Source organism: Acinetobacter sp. ME22 (assembly GCF_022012315.1).
Classification (GTDB): Bacteria; Pseudomonadota; Gammaproteobacteria; order Pseudomonadales; family Moraxellaceae; genus Acinetobacter; species Acinetobacter brisouii_A.
Map to the genome: position 1 here is coordinate 1 of NZ_JAKLTL010000060.1, position 268 is coordinate 268.

The 268-nt window shown below is 47.4% G+C and carries 1 protein-coding gene; it reads left to right on the forward strand.

Annotated features, from left to right (window positions below; translation table 11 throughout):
• A partial coding sequence (locus LVY74_RS17685; protein ID WP_237816153.1) for a hypothetical protein occupies positions 1 to 268 on the forward strand: 268 nt, incomplete at both ends.

The window sequence follows — 268 nt, forward strand, 5'->3', positions numbered from 1 at the left end:
ACCTGCCAATGTTCAGATCAATGGCGCGTATTTCCCAACGGAGGTGACAGGTGATCTGATGCTCAGTTGGGCACATCGGAACAGGGTACAGCAAGTCAGCGGAACGCCATTGGCGTGGACAGAGGACAGTATTCATATAGAAGATGGGGTGAGCTATGTACTGGAACTTTATGATGCCAACAATACATTAATTTCAAGCACAGATATTGGAGCAGTCAGCACAATCGTGGTGGACTATTCTGCTGTAACCACCACGACATGCAAACTT